Below are 6681 nucleotides of genomic sequence, written 5' to 3'. Positions count from 1 at the left end.
CTTACATACTATTTTTACATAATTTTATAAGCTATATAAAATAAACTCTATTGATATTATATTAATTTTATATATAATCACTTCTAATAAAAACATTTATTTTTTACATGCTGTAGTGTTATAAGATTTTAATATAGATTTAATTGTAAAAAACATACTATTTATAGTATAAATAAACAGTATAATTAAAAAATAATAAAATACAAATTATAAAAAAATAAAGATTGGAATATGAAAAACTTTTATTTAGAAAATTACGGCTGCCAAATGAATAAGGCAGATTCAAACAGTTTAATTAATTCACTTATGCAGGAAGGTTTTATACAAACAGAAAATCATGAAAATGCTGATAATATAATAATAAATACATGCAGTGTAAGAGCACATGCTGAAGAGAGAGTATTTTCAAGAGTAAAACTATTTAATGCAAATAGAAAAAAGAATAAAAAAGACACAAAAATAATCATTATGGGCTGTATGGCTCAAACTTCAAAAGAAAAATTGGAAAGTCTTGGAGTTAATAAGATTTTTGACGTATATAATGAAGTGAACATAATAGATTATTTAAAAGATGAAGAAGTTTTTGTAAGGAAGTTTAATGATAATTATATATTTAGTAAATCATATGTAGATGAAGATAAACCACATAAAGCATTTATACCTATATCTCATGGATGCAATAATTGGTGTACATACTGCATAGTGCCTCATACACGCGGTAAAATGGTAAGCAGAAAATCTGATGATATTATAGAAGAATTAAAAAGATTAATAGATGACGGAGCAAAAGAGATAACTCTTTTAGGGCAAAATGTTAATTCTTATGGGCTTGACATTGATAATGAGATTAATTTTACAGAGTTATTATACAAAATAGATAAAGTTATTGATGAGAAAAGCAAAGATAAAGTGTGGATAAGGTTTTTAACTTCTCACCCGAAAGATTTTGATAAAGATTTGTCTGATGCTATATGGAGTCTTGATAGTTTATGCAAACATATACATCTGCCTTTTCAAAGCGGCTCAGACAGAATATTAAAACTTATGAATAGAAAATATACAAAAGAAGAATATATAAAAAAAGTATCATATTTGAGAGATTATAGTAATGATTTTCCTATATCGACTGATGTAATAGTAGGGTATGCTGATGAAACAGAAGAAGAATATCAAGAAACTTTAGATTTACTTGAAAAAATAGGTTTCGAAGAGGCTTATCTTTATAAATATTCAGAAAGAGAAGGCTCTATAGCATACAAAAAGAAAGTAGAATATGATAAAGCAGTAGGGGCAAGAAGACTCACAAAATTAGTAAATTATCAAAGAGAATTAGCCCAAAAATTATTATCAAAACAACTTGGCAAAAAAACTTCTGTTATGATAGATGATATAGCGAAAGATAATATGCATTATTTATGCAGGAGCAAAGAAAATAGAATAATTTTAATAAAAAAAGATAAAGAACTTAATATGGGCGATATTTTTGATGCTGAAGTTACAGAAATAAAAAGCCATACATTAATAGGGAGATTTATTTAAATTATAAAGGTAATTTTATGACTTACTTAGAGTACAGCTTTAATGAAAATAACAACAGAGAAAAATCAAGAAAAACATTAGAAAACATTATACTTTCTATGGCTAAAACTCATTATAATAAAAATAATTTAATCATAGAGAGAGAAGAAAATAAAAAACCTTATTTTAAAAATGAAAATATATATTTTAACGGTACGCATACCTCAGATTTATTTACTGCTGTTATGAGTAAAGACTATAATGTAGGAATAGATGCAGAAAAGATAAAAAAAAGAGATTTTTTTAATATAGCAAAAGAATATTTTTATGAGAGTGAAATAAAATATCTTGAGAATACTCACAAATTAGAAATAGATTTTTTTACTCTATGGACAATAAAAGAAGCGTATATAAAAATGCTTGGTAATACTATATTTGATATAAAAAATGCCCCAGAAGTTGATTTAATTGAAAGAGTTATAAAAAATGCTGATGATATATTTTTTGCTTCTTTTATACTTGATGACTCATATATAATAAGTATATGTCTTAATACTAAAAATGAAGTTAATCTAAGTCTTCAGGATTTTAATTTAAATATGCTCTTTGCCTACCCTACTTTGCCGAATATTGATATAAAAATATAAATTTATTAGTATTGACTTTTTTAATTCAAAAATATAAACTTATATTATACTTAGTGGGATTTGTTATGATTTTTAATAACTTTACTAAGGAGTATTTATGATAAATAGAATATTTTTAATAGTAATATTATTTGCTCTATCATTCAGCAATATTTTATTATCTCAAGGTATTTCTTTTAAAGTTACTGGAATATCTGGAATAGCTTTTATAGAAAAAACAGATATAAATAAATCATTAAGAGCTTTTAGAGGAAGTGAAGTACACAGTGAATACAGATTAAGAACAATTTCTAATACTCAGGTAGAACTTACTTTAAGCAGAAGAGGCGATAAAATAGGCGAAATTATAGTCCCTCAAAATACAATAATACTTGTAAACCCAGCTCTCACAAAAGATGACAATACAATTTCATTATCCTTATTAGAAGGATATATAAGTGTAAGTATAATAAAAAATATGAACACTTCTATTGAAATACATACAGCAAATACATCTTCTATAGTAAAAGGAACAGAATTTGAAGTAGCATTTGCTGAAAATGGCTCAAGCATTGTTATTCTTAAAGACGGAAGTGTTGATATTGTTACAGATAATGATGAAACTGTATTAAATCCAAAAGAGGCATATATTAATACAATAGATAATAATTATAAAGTGATTAATCAAAACTCTGACAGTGATCCTATAGTATTTTTAAATAAAGGCGAAGAAGATTCCAGAGAAGACTTTGTATATACTATAGAAAACTTAATGACAGCTATGGAAAATATACCAAATAATAGAGATAATTTTATTTCATTTACAGGTATGGAAATGGAAGAAAATGAAAAAAAAATCAAAGAGCTTGAATTAAAACAGCAGAGAATGACAGCTGCAAATGAAGGATATTATAATACTATAATCAAATTAATTAATTTAAACTCTGATAAAAAAAATGAAATGATATCATATGCAAGAAAATCATTAAGTATATATATGGCCAATCAGAGAGCTATAACAAAATGAATAATGCTGTTTATAAAACAAGAGAAAAATTTGACAGAATAAAAGAAAATTTGATGAAAGAATGAATGCTTCAGCATATAACAATCAATAATCAAATATATTTTTTGTTTCAGAATATTTTCTAAGTTTAGATATATAAAAATTTCTATCATATTCAGCCAACAGTATCTTAGCTCTCTTTATAAACTCATTTTCATCATAAACTATCAAATCTATATAAATATTATATATCCCAATAGCTCTACCGACAATAATACCTATTTCTTCTCCGCTGTAGCCTAAAACTTCCTTTTCTAATCTATCCTGTATTTCATATCTTTCATTAAGTATTTCTCTTCTTATTTCATCATTATCATTTTCATCATCATAAGTATAGCTTAAAAATAATGCCCTAGCACCGCATTTCGATATTTCTACTATGTCATGAACATTTTCACTATAATAATCATTAATAGTTTCATAATATGAGGTAATCCCAGCTATTATATCATACCTAAGCATATCAACATTTTTAGGTTCAAAAGTATATGAAAAATACTGCTTTATAGGATCTGTTATCAATTCTTTCCTGTAAAACTGTAATATCTTTTTTATATACTCTTCAAGTTCTGTAAGTGTAATCATATTATATAATTTGGTGCTGCTTATATCAACGTATCTTATATAAATCCTAGATAATCCCTCACCTATAGAATTTTCCATCATAATAAAAAATATATTATACGCCTCTTCTTTATCCAAATTATTTAATTCACTATTATAAAATAGCAAATCAAATTTGTCATTTTCTGTGTCAAACTCTATTTTTATAAAAACTTCCTTCATATATATTTTTTATTCTGAAGCTCTACAGAAAAATTAATACCATCAGAACTAGGAAGATAAGGTAAAAAAGTCCATTTTTCTCTTAATTTATAAGGCATAGAAGATATTATTTTAGGTATAAGATAGAAAAGATAATTTTTACCATCTACAATAAAGATAAACTTATAATTTTTAGTGATATTAAATAATATATTATCAGATATAATTTTAACTCCGCTTGAAACAAAATTAATCAAATCATCATACCTATTTTCAAGCATAGTTGAAATATATTCTTCGTTTTCTTCAAACCATTTCCAAAACATCTCTGTTCTTTGAATAAAGTTTATACCATTATCGTCATCTTCAAAACATAATGTATATAATCTTTTAGATGATTCTAGTATTTCTATATTTTTATGTCCATCCATAAGTTCTATAGTTTTATAAAAATATTGTTTTGCTGTATCTTTTTCATTTTTGTAAAAATAAGAATATCCCACTCTGAAATACCATAAAGGATCATCTATTCCGTCCTCTCTAATATACATAAGATGATCCAATGCCTCATCATAATTTTGAGTATTATTCAAAGCTCTTGCAAGTAATGCTATAACTTCATAATCTCTCTCTGCTTCATCTATAGAATATATAAGCTCTATTATTCTATTATGTTCATCATTATTATGCAAGGTTTCTATTTTTTCTAATAATTTTTTATCCATTCCTAATTACCCTATAAATATATTACAATACTTTTACAAAAAAATCTATTTAATTATAATATATTAATTTATTTGTAAGTTAGTATCAGTTTTTTGTTTTTATGCTTGACAAAATTATATTATTGTAGTATTATATGTTACTCATAGTACTGTACAAAATAAAAATATATATAAATTGGAGATAAGCTATAATGTATGCAATTGTAGAAGTAAAAGGCAAACAATATAAGGTAGAAAAAGGTCAGGATATCTTAGTAGAATATCTAGGCGACGAAGCTAAAGATGCTCCAGAAATAAAAACACTTCTTCTTAAAAAAGACGATGAAAGTGTTTTAGTAGGAACACCTTATGTTGAAGGCGTAAAAGTAAGTTCTAAAATAATAGAAATGATGAAAGGCGATAAAGTAGTTATAGGAAAACATAAAAGAAGAAAAGACTACAGAAGAAAAACAGGTCATAGACATAAATACCATAAAATCACTATTGAAGATATATCTCTTTAATGGCTTCTCTTGTTTATATAGTTTATAATAGTGATTCTATTATGAAATGTATAACAGTTGAAGGTCATGCTGGAATAAAAAAGTCTGGCGAAGGCTATGAGGTTTGTATAGCTTTAAGCATACTCGCTCAGGCTATGTATAAAGCCCTTATACACACTGTTGGAAAAAAATTCCTAAAATACAAAACAGATGATGGGCTTTTAAGTTTAGAGTTAATCAATATTGATAAACTTGACGCTGACAAAAAAAAAGAATATGAATTAGTTAGTAATGGATATTTGATAGGTATAAAATCTTTAATTAAAGAGTATCCTGATTTTATAAAATATAAAGAGGAGTATAAAAATGGCACATAAAAAAGGTGGTGGAAGTTCCAAAAATGGACGTGACAGTCAATCTAAACGCTTAGGTGTTAAAGTTTACGGCGGTCAAAAGGTTATATCAGGCAACATTATAGTTAGACAACGCGGTACTCAGTTCCATGCAGGAAACAATGTTGATATAGGCAGAGATCATACTATATTCGCTACTGCTTCTGGTTATGTTAAGTTCCATACTAACAAATTTGGAAAGAAAACTATTTCAGTTGTTGCTGAATAATTAAAATAATTTTTTATTTGATAAAATTTGATATCTCAGTTAATTCTAACTGGGATATTTTTTTAATATATTTATACAGTAAAAATATAAAAATTAATAAGTATATAAAAAATGATTAACAAAGAAGAATTAAAAGAAATACAAGAAATATAATCTAAATTTAGATGATAATAATAAGATTAAAGATAAATATGAATTAGAATACAATCCAAAAGTAAAACCTTATGTTGGATTTGTTACAGTAAATTTTTATAATGAAATAAATAATCCGCAGCAAAGAGGAATGTTTAAATTTTTTGATAAAGCTTTTATCGCAAAACAATTAGATAATTATAGCTTTATATCTCCTCTTTCAAGTATAGTCGATTTTTTAAATAAGGATTTTTAATATATGTATAATTCTTTTTATAATCAGAAGTATGACTTTAAAGAAATTACATATTCTAAATCATTCCCAAATTTACATAAATATCCAGCTGCTATGCTTCCTCAAATAGGCATAGAAATATTAAATGAGTTAAACATAAAAAATGGCAACTTATTAGATCCATATTGTGGCAGTGGTTCCTCTTTTATATCAGCATTAGAATCTAATATATACAATTTTGAAGGATATGACTATAACCCATTGGCAATACTAATATGCAAAGTAAAATTTACTAAAATAGATATAAATATGCTCATTAAAGAATATAATCTTATAAAAAACAAAATTAATAGCAAAAATTATTTTGATAGCGTAAAAGATAAATTATATGACTACATTCCAACTTTTAAAAATATGGAATACTGGTACTCAGAAAATGTAAAAATAAAACTTGCATTGCTAAAGTGTATAATTTCAGATATTAAAATAATGAATAATATTAGAGATTTTA

The 6681-nt window shown here is 25.1% G+C and carries 8 protein-coding genes and 1 pseudogene; 7 read left to right on the top strand and 2 right to left on the bottom strand.

Annotation, left to right across the window (positions count from 1 at the left end):
* Positions 1-231: 231 nt before the first annotated feature.
* From miaB to KQ44_RS13145, 3 genes are all read left to right on the top strand, one after another.
* Complete coding sequence (gene miaB / locus KQ44_RS13155) at positions 232-1539, top strand: tRNA (N6-isopentenyl adenosine(37)-C2)-methylthiotransferase MiaB (protein ID WP_096737844.1); 1308 nt, start codon at positions 232-234, stop codon at positions 1537-1539.
* 17 nt (positions 1540-1556) lie between these two features.
* Positions 1557-2165, top strand: coding sequence for a 4'-phosphopantetheinyl transferase superfamily protein (locus tag KQ44_RS13150; protein ID WP_096737843.1), 609 nt, complete (start codon positions 1557-1559; stop codon positions 2163-2165).
* A gap of 97 nt (positions 2166-2262) precedes the next feature.
* Entirely contained in the window at positions 2263-3171 is a 909-nt protein-coding gene (locus KQ44_RS13145) for a FecR domain-containing protein (protein WP_240516697.1), read from the top strand.
* An 84-nt stretch (positions 3172-3255) separates the two neighbouring features.
* Here the strand turns inward: KQ44_RS13145 and KQ44_RS15295 are convergent, their stop codons facing one another.
* Complete coding sequence (locus KQ44_RS15295) at positions 3256-3996, bottom strand: hypothetical protein (RefSeq protein WP_240516696.1); 741 nt, start codon at positions 3994-3996, stop codon at positions 3256-3258.
* Entirely contained in the window at positions 3993-4700 is a 708-nt protein-coding gene (locus tag KQ44_RS15290) for a hypothetical protein (protein WP_240516695.1), read from the bottom strand. The genes KQ44_RS15295 and KQ44_RS15290 overlap by 4 nt, the downstream gene beginning before the upstream one ends.
* A 191-nt stretch (positions 4701-4891) precedes the next feature.
* On the opposite strand from KQ44_RS15290, the gene rplU reads away from it, so the two are divergent.
* From rplU to KQ44_RS13115, 4 genes and pseudogenes are all read left to right on the top strand, one after another.
* Entirely contained in the window at positions 4892-5203 is a 312-nt protein-coding gene (gene rplU / locus KQ44_RS13135) for a 50S ribosomal protein L21 (protein ID WP_013113364.1), read from the top strand.
* On the top strand, positions 5203-5559 hold the full coding sequence (locus tag KQ44_RS13130) for a ribosomal-processing cysteine protease Prp (protein WP_096737842.1): 357 nt from the start codon (positions 5203-5205) through the stop codon (positions 5557-5559). Before rplU ends, KQ44_RS13130 begins: the two co-directional genes overlap by 1 nt.
* A complete protein-coding gene (gene rpmA / locus KQ44_RS13125; RefSeq protein WP_013113366.1) occupies positions 5549-5803 on the top strand; it encodes a 50S ribosomal protein L27 in 255 nt (84 codons plus the stop codon). Before KQ44_RS13130 ends, rpmA begins: the two co-directional genes overlap by 11 nt.
* A 391-nt stretch (positions 5804-6194) precedes the next feature.
* A pseudogene (locus KQ44_RS13115) lies at positions 6195-6681 on the top strand (adenine methyltransferase); the annotation flags it as partial.

Source organism: Brachyspira sp. G79, from assembly GCF_002379365.1.
GTDB lineage: Bacteria > Spirochaetota > Brachyspiria > Brachyspirales > Brachyspiraceae > Brachyspira.
The sequence above is the reverse complement of the archived record's forward strand: the minus strand, read 5'-3'. Positions and strand labels throughout refer to the sequence as shown.

What these genes read in the sequence shown, in the direction of transcription:
- miaB (WP_096737844.1), top strand. Translation starts at nt 232, where the DNA reads ATGAAAAACTTTTATTTAGAAAATTACGGCTGCCAAATGAATAAGGCA.
- KQ44_RS13150 (WP_096737843.1), top strand. Translation starts at nt 1,557, where the DNA reads ATGACTTACTTAGAGTACAGCTTTAATGAAAATAACAACAGAGAAAAA.
- KQ44_RS13145 (WP_240516697.1), top strand. Translation starts at nt 2,263, where the DNA reads ATGATAAATAGAATATTTTTAATAGTAATATTATTTGCTCTATCATTC.
- KQ44_RS15295 (WP_240516696.1), bottom strand. Translation starts at nt 3,996, where the DNA reads ATGAAGGAAGTTTTTATAAAAATAGAGTTTGACACAGAAAATGACAAA.
- KQ44_RS15290 (WP_240516695.1), bottom strand. Translation starts at nt 4,700, where the DNA reads ATGGATAAAAAATTATTAGAAAAAATAGAAACCTTGCATAATAATGAT.
- rplU (WP_013113364.1), top strand. Translation starts at nt 4,892, where the DNA reads ATGTATGCAATTGTAGAAGTAAAAGGCAAACAATATAAGGTAGAAAAA.
- KQ44_RS13130 (WP_096737842.1), top strand. Translation starts at nt 5,203, where the DNA reads ATGGCTTCTCTTGTTTATATAGTTTATAATAGTGATTCTATTATGAAA.
- rpmA (WP_013113366.1), top strand. Translation starts at nt 5,549, where the DNA reads ATGGCACATAAAAAAGGTGGTGGAAGTTCCAAAAATGGACGTGACAGT.